This is a genomic window from Pseudomonadota bacterium, from assembly GCA_018817425.1.
Taxonomy (GTDB): Bacteria; Desulfobacterota; Desulfobacteria; order Desulfobacterales; family RPRI01; genus RPRI01.
Genome location: JAHITX010000063.1, coordinates 41,719 through 62,799, shown reverse-complemented (window position 1 = coordinate 62,799; position 21,081 = coordinate 41,719). Strand labels below are relative to the sequence as shown.

Below are 21,081 nucleotides of genomic sequence, written 5' to 3'. Positions count from 1 at the left end.
AGTCTATACTTTTGCATTACGGTTAAAAAATTGTCTTACAGAAGAATCCTGACTGTTATCTTGTAAATCTTTCGGATCACCTTCGGCAATTATACTTTTTGTTTTTTTATCAAGCATTATAACCCGTTTTGCAACTTTAAATATCGTATCAAGATCATGAGTAACAATTACTATCGTTGTATTATATTTTTTATTGATTTGCAGCACAAGTTCATCAATTTCGGATGAAATAACCGGGTCCAGTCCTGCTGTTGGTTCATCAAGGAATAATATTTTCGGATTTAATGCAAGCGCACGCGCAAGCCCGGCTCTTTTTTTCATCCCGCCACTTAACTGGGAAGGCAGATAGTCTTCATAACCTTCAAGCTCAACCGAATTAAGCTTTAAACTTACAAGAATATCAACATTGTTTTTGGGAAGTCCGGAATATTCGGTAATTGGTAAAGCAATATTTTCTCCTATAGTCATTGAGCCCAAAAGAGCACTGTTTTGGAACAGAACGCCGATTGTCTTTAAGATGTCGTGGAGTATTTTTGTATCGCATTTAGCAATATCGGTTTCATCGATATAGATACTTCCGGAAGAAGGTCTGGAAAGTCCTACCATATGCCTTAAAAGGGTGCTTTTTCCGCAACCGCTTCCTCCTAAAATAACAAGAATCTCACCTTTATAAACATCCAGACTGATATTATTCAAAATCAGTTCTTCGCCATAACGGGCAACAAGATTTCTTACTCTGAGAATTATATCACCCATAAACGATAGTTTTACCTCCAGTAGCTTCGTCCTATAGCAAATATCGAATCAAACAGGATAATAAGAAAAATACTGCTCACAACAGCGGATGTGGCAGCATTTCCTACTGCATCTGCCCCTCCTTTTGCCTGAAAACCTCTTAAGCATCCAACCCATGATATTATAATGGCAAACACAATACTTTTGGAAATCCCCCAGCATATTTCAAAAAGATCCAGCACTTTCATTGTCTGTGTCAGGTATGAACTTGTTGTAAGATCTAAGATAAAAACTCCAACCACAAGACCGCCTGCAATCGCAAAAATGTCAGAAAAAAGTGTAAGAAGCGGCACCACAATTATTGATGCAAGCATTCTGGGAATCGCAAGAAAAAGAGTGGGATCAAACCCCATAACAAACAGTGCATCAACTTCTTCCGATATTTTCATAGTACCGATTTCAGCAGCAAAAGCAGATCCTGATCTTCCGGCAACTACTATGGCAGTCATTATAGGACCAAGTTCCGAAACCATACCGATAGATACAAGAGAAGCAACATATAAATTAGCACCGAACTGCTCAAGCTGAAGAGAAGACATAAAAGCAATAACAAGGCCTAAGAGAAAACTGATAAGAGCTATTATGGGCAGTGCATTTACCCCTGTTTTTTCCATTAATAATATCGTGTCATTAATTCGAAGAGACTTCGGATGACGGCATATATGATAAAATGATAAGACAACAGAACCTATAAAAGAGGTACCCGCACTGAAGCTTGAAGCGTTGTTTAATACAGACTCACCTAAATGCTCAATAACTCTTTGCAGCCCCTTCTTCTTAACAGTTAATGCTGGCCTGATAAAATTCGATTCCAGCAGAGAGAGCATATTTTTTGCTTTCCCGCTGTTATCAGTGATAGCAAAAGTGCCTTTTTTCTTTTTTACGGTTTTTTTTAACTCTATAAGAACCAACAGGCCAAAATCATCAAAATATGATACATGATCAAGATCGGCTGTAACGTTTATAAAAGGGAATGAATCTATTTCGACAAGGAGTTGCCTGATTATAGCGGGAGATGTTTGCGCATCCATTCTTCCATTAAAATGAACGGTAAATAAGCCTTTCTTATCTTCTGATATATTGTAGCTTCTGGATTTGTTCTGCTCCGGTTTATTCATTGTAAAACCTGATTATTTAACAATCATGGACAAAAACAAGCTGGCGTTAGATTCTTCTAGTGCAGGATATACCTTCGGATAAAATAGACTGAAGTCTGCCTAAAACAATGCATGTTTCGGCGCATTCAGGAAAATTTACTATCTCCTGGCATTCTCTGCATGGGCTTTTAACAAGGTGACCGATTTCAAAGTCAAACTTATAACTCATGGCATCTAATTTTGGAATGTATTTCAAAAGCACTAATCCCGATTTTGATTATTTAATCTTGGTGTAATATGGTTTATATATTTTTGGATTAACTCTTCATTCTCCATAACACAACAATATAATAGTAATAATTTGTTATACCTATCATAATGTTGCCACTATAACAAGATAAACATGCAATTATTTTCCAGCAGCTTTACCGGCAATTTTAAACAATAGAGCCAGTTTCAAAAGGAATCAATATGAAGTGAAATATGGATTTTAGAAATAAAGGTACAGTGTAAAAAAGAGAGGGCCGAAAAAAAACGGCAACAGACCAAAGGAAGAACCCACTTGAAATTCAAAAGCAAGCATAACAACTCCCGCTTATTTGCGGGAAATGCAAGCAAAATATTTCCCTGCTTAAAAGTCATGCTTTTACTTTTAGCGAATTAAACTTTACGGCTTCGCAAAAAAGTCCATCTGCCAAGTTTGTACTTCATTCCCACGCTATGCAAATATTTTTTTAACGAAGCCTGTAAATTACGATTCTTATAAGTCCTTCAAAACTTATTTAAGGCAAAAAAACAAACATTGAATGCTCTATATATAAAGCGCAAAACTCTCTTCCGTTCCTACGCACAAAAAATATAAAGCAAATTCGTTAAAACAAAAAATTAATAAAGGATATATCATTCTGCTCTTTTATCTTTTAAAAAACGTAAGAATAGCTCCCCCGACAAAAAAAAGCGGAAGAGAAAATACCATACGGTTTAACTTGCTGCAATATATACGCCGCGTTCTTTCAGTGCTACTTTGCCATTCTTTAAAAGCTTATAAAGAGCATTGCTAAGTTGTCTTTGCTCCAGACCTGTTTTTTCCTTAATTTTTGCAATAGCTATTCCGTTTTTGCTCCTCTTGACAGTTGTAAGTACGGAACCAAGAATGGTTACCTGAGGGTTGGAAGGTTTTTTTGCAACTATTGCTTTTACTGTTTTAACTGCTGTTTTCTTTACGGCTGGTTTTTTTGCTACTGCTTTTTTAACGGCTGGTTTTTTTGCTACTGCTTTTTTAACGGCTGGTTTTTTTGCTGCTGCTTTTTTAACGGCTGGTTTTTTTGCTGCTGCTTTTTTAACGGCTGGTTTTTTTACCGGTTTTGCTTTTTTTACTGTTTTCATAATTTTGTTCTCCTTTGTTTGTTTTGAAGGCATTGCTTACAGCCACGGCATTTTAAGCGTCCTTTTAAATCCTTTCTTTTCTTTACTACAATATTTTTTTATAAAAGTCAACAAATAAAGTCAACAAATTCTGTAGGATAAGGACAAATATTGACAAAGAAGATTTCTTGTGAAAGAAATTTACATTCAGAAGATTGATCATTTCCTGATTATAGTTCTTTTGTACTACTATATTATCTGGCTTTAAGACATATTTAATAAGATAAAATAATAAGGATAGAGAATAATATTATGCAGCAAAACTATTGTATTAATTATAAAAATGAGCTTAATCCTTCACAGTATGATGCGGTAAACCATACAAAAGGACCTCTTCTTGTAATTGCCGGAGCCGGAAGCGGTAAAACCAGAACACTTACATACCGGGTCGCACGTCTAGTTGAAGAAGGAACAGAGCCAGATACTATTTTACTTCTTACTTTTACCCGCAGAGCTGCACAGGAAATGTTGAAAAGAGCAACAAATCTTCTTGATAACCGCTGCGAAAATGTCTCAGGTGGTACTTTCCATTCATTTGCCAATTATAATCTCCGCAAATACTCTCGTTACATAGGATTCGATTCAGGGTTTAATATTTTAGATCGGGATGACTCTGAAACACTTATCGGCCTAGTCAGGAAGGAATTACTGAATACTTCCAAACATTCTTCCTTTCCCAGAAAACAGACCCTTGCAAATATTTTCGGCAAAGCCGTAAACAAGGTTTTGACTATCGAGGATATTGTACTAAATGATTATATCCATTTTACAGATGATACACAGATGATCACAAAGATCTACAACGAATATATCAGTCGAAAACGTCTGCATTCATATCTGGATTATGATGACCTGCTGATATATTTCAAAAGACTTATGGAGGAAAATCCCGATTTGAAAGACAAGATTTCTTCCTCTTATGAACATATAATGGTTGATGAATACCAGGATACAAACAAGATACAGGCAGACATAGTATGCCTTCTTACCGGTAGCAATAAAAACATAATGGTTGTCGGGGATGATTCCCAGAGCATATATGCTTTCAGAGGCGCTAATTTTAAAAACATTTTGGAATTCCCCAAATTATTTCCTGGCACCCGTGTTATTGCTCTTGAAGAAAACTACCGAAGCGATCAACCTATCCTTGATTTAACTAATATCATTATTGACAGAGCATCTGAAAAATATTCCAAAAATCTTTTCACAAAAAAAAAAGGTGGTGCAAAGCCACTTCTTATCAGAAGTTCAACCGAAAACGGCCAGTCAATATATGTTGTTGAAAAGATAAAAGAGCTTATAAAAGACAATGTTCCCTTAGACGAAATCGCCGTTCTTTTCAGAGCCGGTTATTATTCCTTTGATCTTGAAATCGAGCTTGCAAGAAATGGCATCTCATTTAAAAAAGTGGGGGGATTTAAATTTGTTGAATCCGCTCATATAAAAGACATTCTGGCTCACATGAAAGTTATTGCAAACCCTAAAGACAGGGTAAGCTGGCAAAGGCTGCTTCTTCTTATAGATAAAATAGGCCCTAAAACGGCAAAAAACATATTTGATGCAATACAGGCGGAAAATTCAGGGCATATGGGTCTTTTGACTGCCAAGCTACAAAAAGGTGTTTCGGAAAATTTTAAACGTTTAAAAGAACTTTTCGGTAAAATTGATCCGGACAATATGTCTGTTTATGAAATGGGAAAAGAAATAGCCGAATATTACCTGCCTGTTTTAAAACAGCGATTTGATGACTACCCGAAAAGAGAAAAGGACGTTGAACAGCTTATCCTGATAATGGAAAGATATAACAGCCTGGTGGAATTTCTCACGGATATGGCGCTTGAGCCGCCAAACACTGCTGTTGATAATTCCTTGTCCGAAAATTCAACCAAGGATAACCTTCTTGTCCTTTCAACCATTCATTCTGCCAAAGGCCTTGAATGGCACACTGTATTTATAATATGGGCGCTTGACGGAAGGTTTCCTTCGATGCATTCAATCAATAACCCGGAAGAGCTTGAAGAAGAACTGAGGCTCATGTATGTTGCGGCTACCCGTGCGAAAAAAAGTCTTTACTTTACTTATCCCAGAAGAGTTTACGACAGAAGCTCCGGAATGGTTCTTAATCGCCCTTCCCGATTTCTTGATTTAATAAACAGCAATGTTCTTGGCAAATATTCGCTCAATACCTACGATTATGATTTCTAAAATAAACAATACCAAAACTGTTTTTCATAAAGGCATATAGCGATAGCCAAAATAATATTCCGATTCAAGTTGTAGTTGTTTGGTTATGACAATTGCTATCGGTATCCTCTGTTTAATCTCTGATAAAAGCCCACCAGATATACAAAGTGAAGGCGGCAACTGCAATAATGAGCATCACATAAGAATACCAGTTAGTAGGTCTCCCGGCCATTCCGGTCATGGTAACTTTCCCAACCCGTTCTTTACATGCAGGACATATTACCACATCAAGTGGGATATAAGTCAGGCATTCAGGACACTTTTTTGATAGATGCCCATAAGTATCTTCTTTGTCAGTGCTCATTATTGCTCACCATAAATTATATAAATCTGTTATTCCTGAAATTCTTTTTCAATTATTATTTCACTATTACTTTTAACCTCGGAAAGCCATGAACTAAAAGTAGTCTCTTTTTTCTGCTCAAGCAAAGCTTTTTCAATTTTTTCCTTTTCTTTAGCAAAGTCTTGCTCCAAAGGATACTTTCTTTCTTTAAAACGTATTACATAAAAGCCGTTATTACCCTTTACAGGGCTTTCGGTATATTGTTTGTTGCCTGAAAGTTTAAAAGCAGTCTCTGATAGTTGCGGCTCATATCCGATACTTCCTATGGTTCCGTTGCGCCCGAAAAACCCTGTTTGAGAAGGTGTAAGTCTGTATTTTTTGCTTTCCTTTATTAAATCATCATCCTTTTTAAGAGCAGCAAGCAGATCTTCGGCGTCTTTTTTTGCCTTTTCCCTCTTTATCTCTTTTATGAGATCAACTTTTACTGCATCTTTTACATCATCGAGATCAGGTATTTTAGGCAGCATTGTTTCCATAACCTGAGCAACACAATATCTATCTTCGATTTCTTTAACATCACTTATTTCCTTGTCCGGCATAACAAAGACTCCTGATTCCACTAAAGCCTGCTTATCGGCATCTTTTGCATCGGAAGCATCATCTTTAGAAAAGAAATCGGTTGTTTTAATTTTAATACCTAATTTTTCAGATGCCTTTGATAAACTTTTTATGTCTATTGCCATACTGCATAATTGTTCAGCTTCATCATAAGCAAGTTTTTTTGCTTTTTCATTGATCAGTATTGTTCTGATTTTATGCTCCTCTTCTTTCAGAGAGAGCGTTTTTTCTTGAATTATTTTTTCAACTTTTATGATATGCCATCCGAATCGTGTTAAGATCGGCTCACTTATTTCGCCTTCCTTCATAGAAAAAGCCTTGCTGGCAAAAGGTTCAACCATAGCTTTTTTTTCAAAAGCTCCCAGATGGCCTCCGTTTGCCTTGCTTGGACAATCCGAATATTTTTTTGCAAGTTTCGGAAAAGGTTGCCCTTCCTCTATCATTTTTGAAACCTTATCTGCTTTTTGTTTTGCAAGTTCAATCTGCTCCGGGCTTGCTCCCTCATCAACCTTGCAAAGGATGTGGCTTGCATCAACTGTTTTGGGTTTCATAAATTCTTCAATATTACTTTCATAATACTCTTTTATCTCATCATCTCCAACTTTTACCTGGTCAAAATAAGCATCAGGGCCAAACAAAGTATAAGCAACTTTTACTTTTTTTTCGGTTTTATAAGATTCCTTATTTTTATCAAAGAAATTATTTAACTCTTCTGTCGAAGGATTAATATCCTTATATTTATCCTGATCAAAAAAAACATAATCAACATTAACTAAAGCGCCTTTCCAGTTAAACCACTTTAGAGCTTCATTTTCTGTAACTTTAACACTACCGGTTATAAAAGACATTAATCTTTCTATAATAATAGATTCTCTAACCGAAGCTTCAAATTCATCGGGAACCATATGATTGAGGCTTAATACTTTTTCATATACATTTTTATTAAAAGCCCCCCCTTTTTGGAAATCTCTAATACTGACGATAACCTGCCTAAGCTCACTATCCGAAACACTGAATTTCAGCTTTTTTGCTTCCTGGATAAGAAGTCTTTTAAAAATTATATTGTCTAAAGCTCTTTTCTTGATATTAAGGGCCTTCATTATATCTTCATTAAAATTACTTCCCAATTTAGCCCGTACCTGCTCAACAAGTTTATTATATGCTTCCTGATATTCCCGGATATCAATAACCTCTCCATTTACCTTCGCCACTCTGTTTGTACGTTTTGAGCTAAAGCTTCCAACTCCCCAGAACACAAACACTATAACAATAATTCCCAAAATGGCTTTTATCATCCAGGAGCCGGCATTTTTCCGCATAAAGTCGAGCATATTAATCCCCTCACTTTTTATCTTGTAAAATTTCGATGTTTATTAAAGTTTAATCAATTATTGTAACAGGTTTAGTGTTTCTGTTTATTTTTGTTCCAAGCGTCTCTGCACAAAACACACACAGATATTCATATTTATCTCCTTCGGAAAGCACAACAAGCAGGCGCTTACGCACGGAAACAGCCTGCTTGCATTTCGGACAATATAATTGCGATGCATCAAATTCTTCAAACGCATCCAAATTATTTTTTTTCTTTGCCCCCGTTCCGGGTTGTTTTCCATCAAAATCTATCATGGCAAGTAACACTCACAATAAAACAATTTGCCCTCAACACAAGTTTGGTAATTTTTTTCAGATAATATTTTTTATACGATATTTTGTCAACAAGTTAACTCCTCTGTTTATTAAGAGTAATTTACGGACTGATATTTGATACCTTCTTAAAAGATCTTGCAGGCCAATCAATTTAACTAAATTCTAACTTGCCCGTAATAAAATCATAATAAAAGTCCAATATAAATCAATCTAATTAAAAAAGAAGCATACAAGAAGGGTTTATAGCGAATTGAAGTACCATATTACTAAAGAAGACGGTTTTTGCCTGATAAAAATTTCCGGTGATACCAGAAAGAATGAAGCAATACAGGCAAAGGAAGTTCTCTCTCCTTATTTGAAAGAAGAAGGGATTAAAATTATTGTGGATCTTCAGGAATTAGAAAAGTTTGAACCGGCTAATCTTTTTGGAGTTTTAAATAGCATAAAAAAAGAAGTTCATCTTCTAAGAGGAGATATAAAGTTATGCTCTTTAAATTCAAAGATTTTAAATTATTTAAAACAAAATCGTATGGACCATTTCTTTCAGATTTGCGAAGACATCGAAACAGCCAAAAAAAGTGAGTTTAATAAACGTGCCGGAAAATAACCGAATTACTGAATTACATCCCAATATCTTCTGGTTTAAGGGAGAGGATACAAGCAGCCACAGCTACCTGATAAGAGGTGATTACAAAAATGTTCTCATCGATTCCGGGGTAGACAGAAACTTTTCAAAATTACAGGAGTATTTGCTCGCAATTAGACTCAAGGTTAGTGATATCGATATAGTTATTAATACCCATGAACACTTTGATCACTTAGGTGCGAACCGTTATTTTCAGGATTATGCTCTTATTGCCGCTCATCGATTTGCCGCCACTAAAATCACAACAGAAGACAGATACGTCACCATGTATAAATCAGGAGACTTAAACGAACCTCCTCTTCGAGTACATCTCTGGCTGGAAAACAGATTCCGTTTTGATCTTGGGAACTATAGTCTGGAGGTGGTGCATACGCCGGGACATACTTCAGGATCAATATGTATCTATGAATTTACCCGAAAATTACTTTTTACCGGAGACACCCTCTTTTCGGGTGGAACTCTCTCATATATCGGAGAATCAGGAAGCGTTGGCGATTATATAAACTCAATCAGTCTATTGGAAACAAGAAAAATAAACGAGCTTTACCCGGGTCACGGAGACATATCAATGTCTCCTGAAGAAGATATGAACAAAGCGATCATGAATGCAAAAGCGCTTTTGAAAAATAATGAGGGGGTGGAAGTTACCTCATTTCTTGAGGTTTCTTAAATTTATAATAAACTATATAAGGAGTAAAGGAAGATGAAAAAATTATGTTTAACGGTATTATCTTTAATTGCATTATCGGTATTCGTCATCAGTCCATCATGGGCGGGTAGTAATGACAAGCTGATAAACAAACTGGTTGAAAAAAACATTCTTACAAGATCCGAAGCCGAAGAACTTATAACACAAATGCAGGCAGAGGAAGAAAAAAAGGTGGTTGCAGCCTCAGGTTTTGACCTGCCCAAATGGGTAGAAAACACAAAATTCAAAGGGGATGTAAGAGCCAGATATCAGCACGAAGATAAAACAAATGATAGTAAAGTTGACCGGAACAGAGGTCGTGTAAGATTAAGATTTGGAGTTGAATCAAAAGTAAACGATCAATGGACAGCTGGCTTTGGCCTGGCAACCGGATCAGATGATCCGCGTTCAACCAACCAGACTCTCCAGGATGATTTCAGCTCTAAGGATATCATGCTTGATTACGCATATGCTAAATACAGTCCGGTCAAATGGGCAAACCTGTGGCTTGGAAAATTTAAAAATCCTATATGGGGAACAAAAGATCTTATGTGGGACGGTGATATAACTCCGGAAGGAGCCGCAATTGCTTTTAATTATGATGCGTCAGAGACCATAGAAATATTCGGAACATTAGGCGGTTTCGTATTGGAAGAATTCAGCAGTAAAGCCAATGACCCTTATATGATTGTTGTCCAGCCTGGTATAAAAGTGAAGCTGCCCGCCAGCATGTATATTAAAGCAGCAGCAAGCTATTATGAATTTCAGGATGTACATGGCAATGACTGGACTGCAGGTGGTGCTGCCGGAATCGGCACTAACTCAACAGATACAGCCGGAAACTGGGAATATGACCATGACGCATTGGCAGCGGATCTTGAATTCGGCATAACTAAGATACCCGGCCCCATTCCTTATGCGGCAGTATTTGGACAATATGTTCAAGCCATAAATGTGGATGATAAAAATATTTACGGCAAAAAAGATGACAAAGGCTGGCTGGCCGGTTTTAAATTCGGCCATAAAAAGGTAAAAGAACTTGGTGACTGGCAGGTAAAATATAATTACAGACGTCTTGAAAGAGATGCATGGCCTGATTTTATGCCTGACAGTGATTTTTATGGCGGTGCAACAAATGCAAAGGGACATGAAGCTGAACTTGTATTCGGTATAAGCAAAAATGTCAGCTTGGGTCTTGATTACTACAACACAAAAGAAATCAAAAAATCCGCAGCAGATGATAAAGACCAGCAGATACTTCAGGCTGATCTTGTTGTAAAATTTTAAATATAAGAATAGTAAAGATGTGCCCTTGACGTACTTTAAAAATCCCGTGTATCGGTTTACACGGGATTTTTTATTATAGCGATTATCATAATAACCCTTCCCCCTTACCTTTATTAGTTTACCAACCTATAGCTATCATCCTCTTTCAATAGAACTTATTTGCTTATAATTTAATATTGGTGTAAAGAACAGGCTGCTCTATGAACATATTTTTTCAGAATCTGATTTGAAATACTATATATATTTAGCATGTTATACGCTTAAGCAAACATAGCAACAACTGGGAAACCGAATGGCAAACAAAGAAGCCACAGCCCGTATCAAGATAAACAAGCTGCTCGAATCAGCAGGTTGGCGTTTTTTTGCGGAGGGGAATATACCCGCCAACATCTGCCTTGAACCAAGCGTGACAATCAAGTCCTCAGATCTTGAAGCGCTTGGAGAAAACTTCGAGAAGACGAAGAAGGGCTTTATTGATTTTTTGATGCTGGATGCAAAAGGCTTTCCTCTCATTATTCTTGAGGCCAAATCAGAAGACAAGAATCCACTCATTGGTAAGGAACAGGCCCGCAAATATGCCAGATCCATGAATTGCCGCTTCGTGATCCTTTCAAACGGCAACCTGCATTACTTCTGGGATCTGGAGCGAGGCAACCCATACATTATTACATCCTTTCCCACACCGGATTCTGTGACCGGCTATCAGCAAGTGACCCCCAACCCGAAACGCCTCGTCAATGATCAGGTCGGCGATGACTACATCGTGCTGACCCAACGCCCGAACTACCAATCTGAAGCAGCGTGGCGTAACGAGGCTGAGCGTCCCGGATATATCCAGACCAACAAATTGCGTTTTTTGCGGCCCTATCAATTGAAGGCTATTTATTCCCTGCAAAGGGCAGTTAAGGATGGTAAAGACCGATTCCTTTTCGAGATGGCTACAGGTACGGGAAAGACGCTCACAGCCGCCGCAGTAATCAAGCTCTTTCTTAAGTCCGGCAATGCCAGGCGCGTTCTTTTTCTGGTGGATCGTTTAGAACTGGAAGACCAGGCCAGAAAGGCCTTTAAGGCGCTGCTGTCTGCCGATTTTCAGACAGTAATTTACAAAGAAAATCGTGATGACTGGCGGCGGGCTGAAATCGTTGTTACCACGGTGCAGTCGCTGCTCTTCAACAACAAATACCAGAGGCTCTTCTCACCGACCGATTTTGACCTTGTAATCTCTGATGAGGCTCACCGTTCCATCGGCGGTAATGCCCGTGCCGTATTCGACTATTTCATTGGTTATAAACTCGGTCTAACCGCCACTCCACGCGACTATCTCAAACGATTTAACAAGACAACTTCCACTACCCGAGATCCGCGCGAAGCAGAGCGACGGCTGATGCTGGATACATACCGCACATTCGGTTGTGAAAATAGTCAGCCTACTTACCGCTATTCGTTGCTTGATGGAGTAAAAGAGGGTTTTTTGATTAACCCAACAGTAGTGGATGCCCGTACCGAGATCACTACTGAATTGCTTTCCAAAGAAGGGTTTATCGTCTCTTTCACCGACGATGCCGGTGAAGACCAAAAGGAAGCCTTCAAACAGCGTGAGTTTGAGAAACGCTTCTTTGCCGAAGCCACCAACCAGTTATTCTGCAAGACTTTCCTGGAAAACGCTCTGCGTGATCCGGTCAGCAGCGAAATAGGAAAGTCCATAATCTTCGCTGTAAGCCAGGATCATGCATCTAAACTTGTGCAGATTCTCAACCAAATGGCCAACCGTATGTTTCCAGGCAAATACCAGTCTGACTTTGCCGTGCAGGTCACCTCAAAGATTCCCGATGCCCAGCAATTCACCATCAATTTTACCAACAACAACCTGCTCGGTTCAGCTAATTTTTTGCCCGCATATAAGACCAGCAAGGCACGTATCTGCGTTACAGTCGGTATGATGACTACCGGGTATGATTGTACTGATATCTTAAACCTTGGTCTGTTTCGGCCAATTTTTTCACCAACCGACTTCATTCAGATCAAAGGCCGCGGAACCCGCAAGCACAATTTTCTTGAACAGCTTTTCGACGATAGCTTCAAGGATGGCATAGTGCAGCCGCAGAAAACCACATTCAAGCTCTTCGATTTCTTCGCAACCTGCGAGTATTTCGAGGAGAAATTCAACTACGATGAGGTTCTGAAGCTTCCCAAGTTCAAAAACAAAAGTAAAGAAAGAGAAGGAAAAGACGGTCCGGTGGTGGTTTGCGGCGCTTACGAGCATTTGGGTGCGGACATTCTCGCATCTATAAAGGAAGAGGTTATCGGTTTTGAGGGAATGAAAATCGACCGGATGTTCTTCGAAAAATTCGGGGATACGGTGCGGGAAAATGATTTCATAATAAAAAGCGTAGAAGCAGGACAGTGGGATCGTGTAATTGACTATGTAAACCGCGAGGTATTCGACAAACCTGAGGAATATTATAATCTCGATAAGTTGCGCAAAGCCGCTGCTGTGGATCGCCGTCTGACATTGCGGGAGATTCTCGAAAAGATTTTCGGCCTCATTCCGAGTTTCAAATCCAAGGATGAGCTACTTGAAGAAGAATTCGCCAAGTTTGTTGCCGATACTAAACCCGAAGAACCTGAAGCTATCCCGGCCATTAAGACCTTCTTCAAGGCTTACGTTACCAGCGATCAGGTGCGACATATCATCGAAAGCAAGCATTTCACAGATCTGGCCACCAACCCGGTCTTTTCCACCCGCGACTTTCGCGCCGTACCTGAAAAGTACCGCAAAATCATACCGGAATACGTCAAGGACTATGTTTCCCTGAACCAGTTTGCGGCATGAGAGATTGAAAGATATGGCTACCAATGAACCTTTAATTCCAAAGCATGGCGGCTACCGAAAACTCAAGAGCTTTCAGGTGGCGCAACTGGTTTTCGACATCACAGCACGTTTTTGTGACCGTTATATCGACAAGTACAGCCGTACCCGCGACCAGATGGTACAAGCCGCACGATCTGGTGTCCAGAATATCGCCGAAGGAAGCCAGGCTTCCGGAACTTCGAAGAAAACCGAACTCAAGCTCACTAATGTAGCGCGCGCCAGTCTGGAAGAACTAAAGCTTGACTATGAAGATTTTTTGCGCCAGCGCGGTCTGCCTATATGGGATCGTAGCGATCCCCGCAGGCAGAGCCTGATTGACCGCAGGTGTAAAACAGCCGATGAAGTGGCTGCCTGGGTGAAGGAAGAGCATGATTGTAGACGAAGTCGACACAGTGGACAGAATGGACTGAAACAACCGTCCACCCCGTCAACAAAGTCCACAATGTCCACTTATCCCGAGCTTGCTGCCAACGCTGCTCTGGTACTGCTTGCGGTCGCCTGTAGCCTGCTTGACCGCCAAATTGCCGCACAGGCAAAAGCCTTCGAAACTGAAGGTGGTTTCACCGAACGACTCTACCGCGTGCGTTCACAAAAACGGTCATCACGCCCTGTGTCCATCCGGTCCACTAAGTCAACTCCGTCCACTAATGATTAAGGAAAACCATGCTTGATACCGACACCAAACGCCGAATTGATACAGCCCGAGACATCCTCGTGGGAAAAGTGCCCGACCCCAAAAGCCAGGTAGAACAGATCACCATTGCTCTGATTTACAAATTCATGGATGACATGGATGCTGGGAGTGAGGAGTTAGGCGGCAAGCGCAAATTTTTTGAGGGTGAGTTTTCCCGATACGGATGGGCCAAGCTTATGCACTCCGGCCTGGGGGGCTTTGAGATCCTGAACCTCTATGCCGAAGCCATTACCAAAATGCCGGAAAATCCCGGCATACCGCTCCTTTTCCGCGATATATTTAAAAACGCCTATCTACCCTACCGCGACCCTGAAACTCTAAAGATGTTTCTTAAGGTCATTGATGAGTTCTCTTATGACCACAGCGAACGATTAGGAGATGCATTCGAGTATTTACTTTCTGTGCTTGGTTCCCAGGGTGATGCCGGTCAGTTCCGCACCCCTCGTCACATCATAGATTTTATGGTCGAAATTATAGACCCGAAGAAGACTGAGACCGTGCTTGACCCGGCCTGCGGCACCGCCGGATTTCTGATCTCGTCCTACAAGCACATCCTCAAGGCCAATACTGATGCAAAGGGCAATACTAACCTGACACCTGATGACAAAGGGCGTCTGGCACAAAACTTTAAAGGCTATGACATTTCACCCGACATGGTTCGCCTGTCTTTGGTAAACCTCTATCTGCATGGCTTTGCCGATCCGCATATTTATGAGTATGATACTCTTACCAGCCAGGATCGCTGGAATGAATACGCTGACGTGATCCTTGCTAATCCGCCTTTCATGTCACCAAAAGGCGGTATCAAGCCGCACAACCGCTTTTCAGTGCAGTCCAAGCGTAGCGAGGTTTTGTTTGTGGATTATATGGCCGAACACCTCACGCCCACAGGCCGCGCCGGTATCATTGTGCCGGAGGGAATTATCTTCCAAAGCCAGAATGCTTACAAACAATTACGTAAGATGCTGATGGAGGAGTCCCTTGTCGTCGTGGTTTCACTCCCGGCAGGTGTATTTCAACCCTATTCAGGCGTTAAAACCTCGATTCTGATCCTCGACAAGTCATTGGCTAAAAGAATTAACACCATCGCCTTCTTCAAAGTCGAAAATGATGGCTTCGGCCTTGGTGCACAACGGCGTGAGATAAATAAGAACGATCTGCCACAAGCCCAAGCCGAAATTGGAGAATACCTGCAACGCCTTCAGGCCGGAGAATCGGTCGAAGATCTTCAGCTCTCGTTTGGGCTAATCGTGGAGAAGAAAAAAATCATGGCGAATGGGGAACACAACCTAAGTAGGGAAAGGTATCGGGATGCTTTAACCAATGTGGGTTTGAAGTGGCCACTTGTTTCAATCGGCGATCTTTGTGTGGTGGAAAGAGGAGCTTCCCCCCGGCCAATTCACGACTTCATTACCGATGCCCCTAACGGCGTGAACTGGATCAAGATAGGAGATGCTGAAATCGGCTCTAAATACATCACTACAACAAAGGAGCGGATTACTCCAGACGGTGCAACGAAGTCGCGACGTGTAAAACCGGGAGACTTTATCCTCTCTAATTCAATGAGTTTCGGGCGACCCTATATCATGGCCATAGAGGGGTATATTCATGACGGTTGGCTTCTTCTTCGCGATCAGTCTGAAAGTTTGGACCAAGACTTTCTCTATAACATCCTCGGTTCAAAACCAATATTCGCCCAATTCGAGAGGACTGCCACGGGTGGGGTAGTCAACAATCTTAACAGCAAAATTGTGCGTGAAGTTAAAATCCCCCTGCCGCCGCTGGAGGTGCAGAAGGAGATCGTGGCGGAAATCAAGGGTTACCAGAAAGTCATCGATGGTGCCAAAGCTGTCATAGACAACTACCGCCCCCACATCCCCATCCATCCCGACTGGCCGATAGTAGAGCTTGAGACAATTAGTACCATCGTACGCGGAAGTTCTCCGCGCCCGCAAGGCGATCCGAAGTTTTTCGGAGGCCCCGTTCCACGATTGATGGTGGCAGACATCACTCGCGATGGCATGTATACTACCCCAAGAATAGACTCACTCACTGAGGAAGGGGCCACAAAAAGCCGCCCAATGGAGAAGGGCGAGGTAATCATTACTGTGAGCGGAAATCCTGGGCTACCTACGATATTGGCAATCGACGCGTGTATTCATGACGGTTTCGTGGGCCTTCGTGAATTGAGAAAAGATGTGCTCCCTGAGTATCTCTACTTTGCGTTGTTAGCTCTCCACGCCAGCCATGGTTCTCAATCAGTAGGAGCAGTATTTAAGAACCTAACAACCGATCAGATTCGCAAGTTCAAGATTGCACTCCCACCCCTCGCCACGCAACAAGCCATTGTCACTGAAATCGAAACCGAGCAAAAGCTGGTCGGTGCCAACCGTAAGTTGATTGCCTGTTTCGAGAAAAAGATCCAGAACACCTTATCCCGAATTTGGGGCGAGGATAAACCGGCCCAGGCAAAGGCGTGAGCCATGGAAGAAGCATCAGAACTGAACAATAATCTTCCACTCTCTTTCAAAAGCCAGAAGGAGCAAGAATATATTGCCTTTATGTGAGATGCCATATGTTAAATTTGAAGATCATCCGCATATTTATATGAAATTGTTTCCCCGTTTTCGGTCTCTTTATATCCTCTCTCGTTGTGCGAAAAATCTCTAATAGCTTTGGTAGTATATTTTTTGAAATAACTTTTTACAAAGCCAAGTATCTCCAATTCACTTGTTTTAAAAACAGATGTATCCGGTTCCTTTTGTGAATGCAATTCTTCGCCGACAAAATCATCGTATTCAACTTCTCTGGGTTGGATTACTTTTTCATTATGAATTAAAATTGCAAAATAATGTTCGTAATTATCCGGAACAGGACCATGAGGAAGATGTTTATATCTTACACCGGTAATTGAAACAGCATATTCTTTATAATGTTTGAAATCTGCATAGTATAATAGCTTATTAAGCTTTGTTTTAAATACACCTCCAGTTGCGAAAAACTTTATCGCTTCAAACAGTTTATCCAAATTCAGTTTATTAAATCCGCTATCAATTTCAGGCTCATATTTACTAAAATGTTCATTTACAAATTCCGGTATAGAACACGATTCTCCAATTTCAGATGAAAGCACTGACAAGATATGTTCTTTTTTTTCATCAAGCAGTAAATCAATATTATTTACAATAAGACTTTGCAGATTCTCCGGTTTTTTTAATAGTTGCAAGAATCTATCATGTGTTACATCTTGTAGTGCGCCATTTTCATAACGGCTTAGTGTAGCGCCTCCCCATCCGATTATTCTACTCAATTCTCTTTGTGTCAGACCATAATGCTTTCGTAAATTACGAATTTCTTCAGGGTGTACCATTTTATGCCTATTTCTATATTCTCTGTAGGCTTTTTCTAACGGGTCATTTTTCGCACGGGGATCTTCAAATTCTTTTTCACATTCCATACATTTGTAGTATTCAACATCAACTTCTATAGGTTCATTTTTAACATTGAATGTTTCTTTTGTTTTCATTACATTCAAATCAGTAATTTTTTCACAATTTGGGCACAGACCTTTCATCTCTACCCTCCTTTCTATATTTATTATTTCTTTTCCAATGGAAAACTTAATGGTGATTTTGCCTTATGAAATGAGATGCACTTGGCAATTTTTTCAGTACCCACCGCAGCTATTTTTAATTTGATATAAATCTTATCCCCATCAATTTTTTTGCCAAATTTCCAGATAGTTCCAGGTCGATCTGTATCTTGCTTAGGACCACCATAATAATTTTCCACAGAAAGACTTAAAATTTCCTCTACACAATGCTTTTTGGTAAGCCCAAGCTCCAATAAAGATTTAATATTCTCCCGGCGGTCAACGATGTCCAAACCTCTTCCTGTCGTAACTATCTCTTTGAATTCTTTTAAAAATAGTGCAACTCTGAATTCGAGCGGTATTTCCAAAAAGCAATCTCCGTTTGATTGAATAATGTGAACGTTTATTATGATAATATATCATATGATAAATAAGTCAACAGATTTATCATATGATATATTATCATATATTAAATTATGTTAAGGATGAAGGAATAACTGATAAAATCAGATTGATATCAGAGTCCTATTCGATAAGTACCGCAATTTCAAGGTTGCATTAAAAAGGTAAAGCTTCCCTGTATTAACGGTGGTTCCGAATCGAAGATCATTTCGTTGGCGTCACCGAAATGATCACTACAAGGAAGAAGTAGCAATGATGTGAAGACATCAACTTGGCACAAAGAGATATAAAATACGACTTTGCTTACATGGTCGAAGTGAGCTTTGAAAAATCCAAGCCCTCTTCATTCCGGCAATTACTGGAGGGATTCAAGGAATATAAAATATGACGCTAATATCTCCCGTGCCTTACTATTTCACCCTCAACAAGATAGATTACTTCTTCTGCAATATTTGTGGCATGATCTGCAATTCTTTCAAGATGACGTGAAATTAAAAACTGATTAATTAAATAAGCTACATCATCGTTATTTTTTTGCAGGGCCTGTTTTGTAATCCGGTAAACCTCACTTTGAATAGCATCAACTTCATCATCTTTTGTCAGTACTTTAAAGGCTATATCTATATCCAGATTTACCAGCGCATCCAGGCTCATTTTTAACATTGTTTCAACTTTTGCAGACATTGTAGAATAATCATAGTAATAGCTTGTGCTTTTACGTTTTGCCAGACTTTCTACACGCTCGGCTATATTGACTGCTTCATCGCCAATTCTTTCAAGGTCATTATTTATTTTTATCACTGCTACAATAAATCGCAAATCAACTGCCACAGGCTGATGCAGTGCCAAAACTTTAAGGCATTCTTCTTCAATCTCTACTTCCATATCATCTATTTTATAATCATTTTTAATAATTTTTTGGGCAATTTCAGCATCCTTTAATTCGATGGCTTTAACAGCCATCCGAAATTCTTCTTCAGCCATGGCGCCAAGAGAAAGAATCAGTTTTTTAATCTTTTCAAGTTCTTTTTCAAAACGTTTAGTCATTTAATCACCTCATTTTCAACCGAATCGACCTGTAATATAATCTTGCGTTTTTTTTAATTTCGGCCGGGTAAAAAGTGTATCCGTATCTCCGACCTCGATGAGTTCTCCCATATAAAAAAATGCGGTAATATCGGAAACTCTTGCAGCTTGCTGCATGTTATGGGTAACAATTATAATGGTAAAGAATTCTTTTAATTCATTAATCAGTTCTTCAATCTTCTGTGTGGCAATCGGATCTAAGGCCGAACAGGGCTCATCCATAAGCAGTACTTCAGGCTCAACCGCTAAAGCTCTTGCAATACATAAACGCTGCTGCTGCCCGCCCGATAGCCCTAACGCAGATGCATGCAATCTGTCTTTTACTTCATCCCACAATGCCGAGCGTTTGAGAGATTTGATAACACTTTCTTCGAGAAAAGCCTTATCGCGAATACCCTGGACTCTGAGCCCATAAGCTACATTTTCAAAAATGGTTTTGGGAAAAGGATTTGGCTTCTGAAAAACCATACCAATGCGGCTTCTCAGGGAAACCACATCAACAGAAGGTGCATAAATATTTTCTCCGTCCAAAAGCAACTCGCCTTCCACACGCGAATGCGGAATCAAATCATTCATACGGTTTAAACACCGAAGAAATGTACTTTTCCCGCAGCCGGACGGCCCTATAAGGGCAAAAGCCTGATTTTCATAAAATTCCAGTGATATGTTATTAAGAGCTTTAAATTTACCATAAAAAAAATTAAGGTTTTTTGATGCTATTTTTAAAGTCTTATTCGTATCTGTTTTATCAGTTATACTCAAAATTCCGTTCCTTATTTTATGATTACTATCTTTTTCGCCTGAGACGTGAACGGTAAATAATTGCCACAAGATTTATCCCAAGCACAAGCGCTATCAGCACTAAAGAAGTACCATATTGCAAAGGCCGGGTTTTTTCAATTTCCGTTCCGGCAGTAGCAAGAACATAAATATGATAGGGTAATGCCATGATTTCATCAAAAACCGATTTGGGCAGGCGCGGTGAAAAAAAGACGGCGGCTGTAAACATAATCGGGGCAGTTTCACCTGCCGCCCTTCCTATTCCAAGTATCGCGCCTGTTAAGATGCCTGGTAGCGCCGCAGGCAATACTACTCTAAATATTGTTTGCAGTTTAGTGGCACCCAAACCCAGCGAAGCTTCCCTGTATGATTTCGGAACACCCTTTAATGCTTCTTCTGATGCTCCGATAACTATGGGAAGATTCATCACGCCCAATGTAAGAGCACCAGCCAGCAGGCTGACTCCAAGTTTAAGATAAATTACAAAGAATGCAAGCCCGAAAAGTCCGAAAACCACTGATGGCACACCTGCAAGATTATTAATTCCAAGGCGGATTATTCTTAAGACGCGCCCCGGTCGTGCATATTCATTAAGATAAATAGCAGATGACACCCCGATTGGAAAAGAGAAAATCAAAGCCCCGATACTTAAAGCCAATGTACCTACAATACAGGGGAATATACCTCCTTTTGTCATGGAATCCATAGGCGGCTGTGATAAAAACGTCCAGTTAATAGCCCTCCAGCCATTGGATATAACAAAATAGAGTATAATAATTAACGCCAATCCATTAATCAATGCAGCAGAGCGAAAGAAAAAAAACGTGATTGTTTGAGTAAGTACACGTTTTCGCCTTAAATAGGGTGCTGCTTTTTTGGCTATGTTCCGGTCTGCTTTGGCATCCATGCCTGTTTCCTATTATCG

19 protein-coding genes are annotated in these 21,081 nt (G+C 39.9%); 7 read left to right on the top strand and 12 right to left on the bottom strand.

Features of this window, described 5'->3' with window-relative positions; genetic code table 11:
• Positions 1-3: 3 nt before the first annotated feature.
• The 4 genes from KKC46_11190 to KKC46_11175 all read right to left on the bottom strand — a co-directional run bounded on the left by KKC46_11190 (position 4) and on the right by KKC46_11175 (position 3,278).
• The gene (locus KKC46_11190) at positions 4-756 is read right to left on the bottom strand and encodes an ATP-binding cassette domain-containing protein (GenBank protein ID MBU1054378.1); all 753 of its coding nucleotides are present in this window, start codon (positions 754-756) and stop codon (positions 4-6) included.
• 11 nt (positions 757-767) lie between these two features.
• A complete protein-coding gene (locus tag KKC46_11185; protein ID MBU1054377.1) occupies positions 768-1,913 on the bottom strand; it encodes an MlaE family lipid ABC transporter permease subunit in 1,146 nt (381 codons plus the stop codon).
• Between the two features lie 46 nt (positions 1,914-1,959).
• A complete protein-coding gene (locus tag KKC46_11180; GenBank protein MBU1054376.1) occupies positions 1,960-2,148 on the bottom strand; it encodes a hypothetical protein in 189 nt (62 codons plus the stop codon).
• 725 nt (positions 2,149-2,873) lie between these two features.
• Positions 2,874-3,278 carry a hypothetical protein gene (locus KKC46_11175; protein MBU1054375.1) on the bottom strand — a complete coding sequence of 135 codons (405 nt, stop codon included), beginning with the start codon at positions 3,276-3,278 and terminating at the stop codon, positions 2,874-2,876.
• Positions 3,279-3,569: 291 nt separating this feature from the next.
• Here KKC46_11175 and KKC46_11170 point away from each other — a divergent pair, with 291 nt between their 5' ends.
• Positions 3,570-5,522: an ATP-dependent helicase gene (locus KKC46_11170; GenBank protein ID MBU1054374.1), complete on the top strand. Its 1,953-nt coding sequence runs from the start codon at positions 3,570-3,572 to the stop codon at positions 5,520-5,522.
• 112 nt (positions 5,523-5,634) lie between these two features.
• Here KKC46_11170 and KKC46_11165 read toward each other — a convergent pair whose 3' ends face one another.
• Genes KKC46_11165 through KKC46_11155 form a run of 3 tightly spaced genes read right to left on the bottom strand, consistent with a single transcriptional unit; the run spans position 5,635 to position 8,088 of the window.
• Positions 5,635-5,865 (bottom strand): zinc ribbon domain-containing protein, encoded by a 231-nt coding sequence (locus KKC46_11165; protein ID MBU1054373.1) that lies wholly within the window; start codon positions 5,863-5,865, stop codon positions 5,635-5,637.
• A gap of 29 nt (positions 5,866-5,894) precedes the next feature.
• Positions 5,895-7,793 (bottom strand): SurA N-terminal domain-containing protein, encoded by a 1,899-nt coding sequence (locus KKC46_11160; protein MBU1054372.1) that lies wholly within the window; start codon positions 7,791-7,793, stop codon positions 5,895-5,897.
• 49 nt (positions 7,794-7,842) lie between these two features.
• On the bottom strand, positions 7,843-8,088 hold the full coding sequence (locus tag KKC46_11155) for a cytoplasmic protein (GenBank protein ID MBU1054371.1): 246 nt from the start codon (positions 8,086-8,088) through the stop codon (positions 7,843-7,845).
• 271 nt (positions 8,089-8,359) lie between these two features.
• On the opposite strand from KKC46_11155, the gene KKC46_11150 reads away from it, so the two are divergent.
• The 6 genes from KKC46_11150 to KKC46_11125 all read left to right on the top strand — a co-directional run bounded on the left by KKC46_11150 (position 8,360) and on the right by KKC46_11125 (position 16,776).
• Positions 8,360-8,716 (top strand): STAS domain-containing protein, encoded by a 357-nt coding sequence (locus KKC46_11150; protein MBU1054370.1) that lies wholly within the window; start codon positions 8,360-8,362, stop codon positions 8,714-8,716.
• The gene (locus KKC46_11145) at positions 8,703-9,425 is read left to right on the top strand and encodes an MBL fold metallo-hydrolase (protein ID MBU1054369.1); all 723 of its coding nucleotides are present in this window, start codon (positions 8,703-8,705) and stop codon (positions 9,423-9,425) included. The genes KKC46_11150 and KKC46_11145 overlap by 14 nt, the downstream gene beginning before the upstream one ends.
• A 33-nt stretch (positions 9,426-9,458) precedes the next feature.
• A complete protein-coding gene (locus KKC46_11140; protein MBU1054368.1) occupies positions 9,459-10,730 on the top strand; it encodes a putative porin in 1,272 nt (423 codons plus the stop codon).
• Between the two features lie 292 nt (positions 10,731-11,022).
• A complete protein-coding gene (locus tag KKC46_11135; GenBank protein MBU1054367.1) occupies positions 11,023-13,563 on the top strand; it encodes a DEAD/DEAH box helicase family protein in 2,541 nt (846 codons plus the stop codon).
• 13 nt (positions 13,564-13,576) lie between these two features.
• Complete coding sequence (locus tag KKC46_11130; protein MBU1054366.1) at positions 13,577-14,257, top strand: four helix bundle suffix domain-containing protein; 681 nt, start codon at positions 13,577-13,579, stop codon at positions 14,255-14,257.
• Between the two features lie 8 nt (positions 14,258-14,265).
• Positions 14,266-16,776: an N-6 DNA methylase gene (locus KKC46_11125; protein ID MBU1054365.1), complete on the top strand. Its 2,511-nt coding sequence runs from the start codon at positions 14,266-14,268 to the stop codon at positions 16,774-16,776.
• 98 nt (positions 16,777-16,874) lie between these two features.
• On the opposite strand, the gene KKC46_11120 is transcribed toward KKC46_11125, so the two are convergent.
• The 5 genes from KKC46_11120 to pstA form a co-directional block, all read right to left on the bottom strand.
• A complete protein-coding gene (locus KKC46_11120) occupies positions 16,875-17,870 on the bottom strand; it encodes a DUF4065 domain-containing protein (GenBank protein ID MBU1054364.1) in 996 nt (331 codons plus the stop codon).
• Positions 17,871-17,893: 23 nt separating this feature from the next.
• The gene (locus KKC46_11115; GenBank protein MBU1054363.1) at positions 17,894-18,256 is read right to left on the bottom strand and encodes a type II toxin-antitoxin system MqsR family toxin; all 363 of its coding nucleotides are present in this window, start codon (positions 18,254-18,256) and stop codon (positions 17,894-17,896) included.
• 424 nt (positions 18,257-18,680) lie between these two features.
• Positions 18,681-19,337, bottom strand: coding sequence for a phosphate signaling complex protein PhoU (gene phoU, locus KKC46_11110; GenBank protein MBU1054362.1), 657 nt, complete (start codon positions 19,335-19,337; stop codon positions 18,681-18,683).
• Positions 19,338-19,352: 15 nt separating this feature from the next.
• Positions 19,353-20,132 carry a phosphate ABC transporter ATP-binding protein gene (locus KKC46_11105; GenBank protein ID MBU1054361.1) on the bottom strand — a complete coding sequence of 260 codons (780 nt, stop codon included), beginning with the start codon at positions 20,130-20,132 and terminating at the stop codon, positions 19,353-19,355.
• 31 nt (positions 20,133-20,163) lie between these two features.
• A complete protein-coding gene (gene pstA / locus KKC46_11100; GenBank protein MBU1054360.1) occupies positions 20,164-21,063 on the bottom strand; it encodes a phosphate ABC transporter permease PstA in 900 nt (299 codons plus the stop codon).
• Positions 21,064-21,081: the final 18 nt, after the last annotated feature.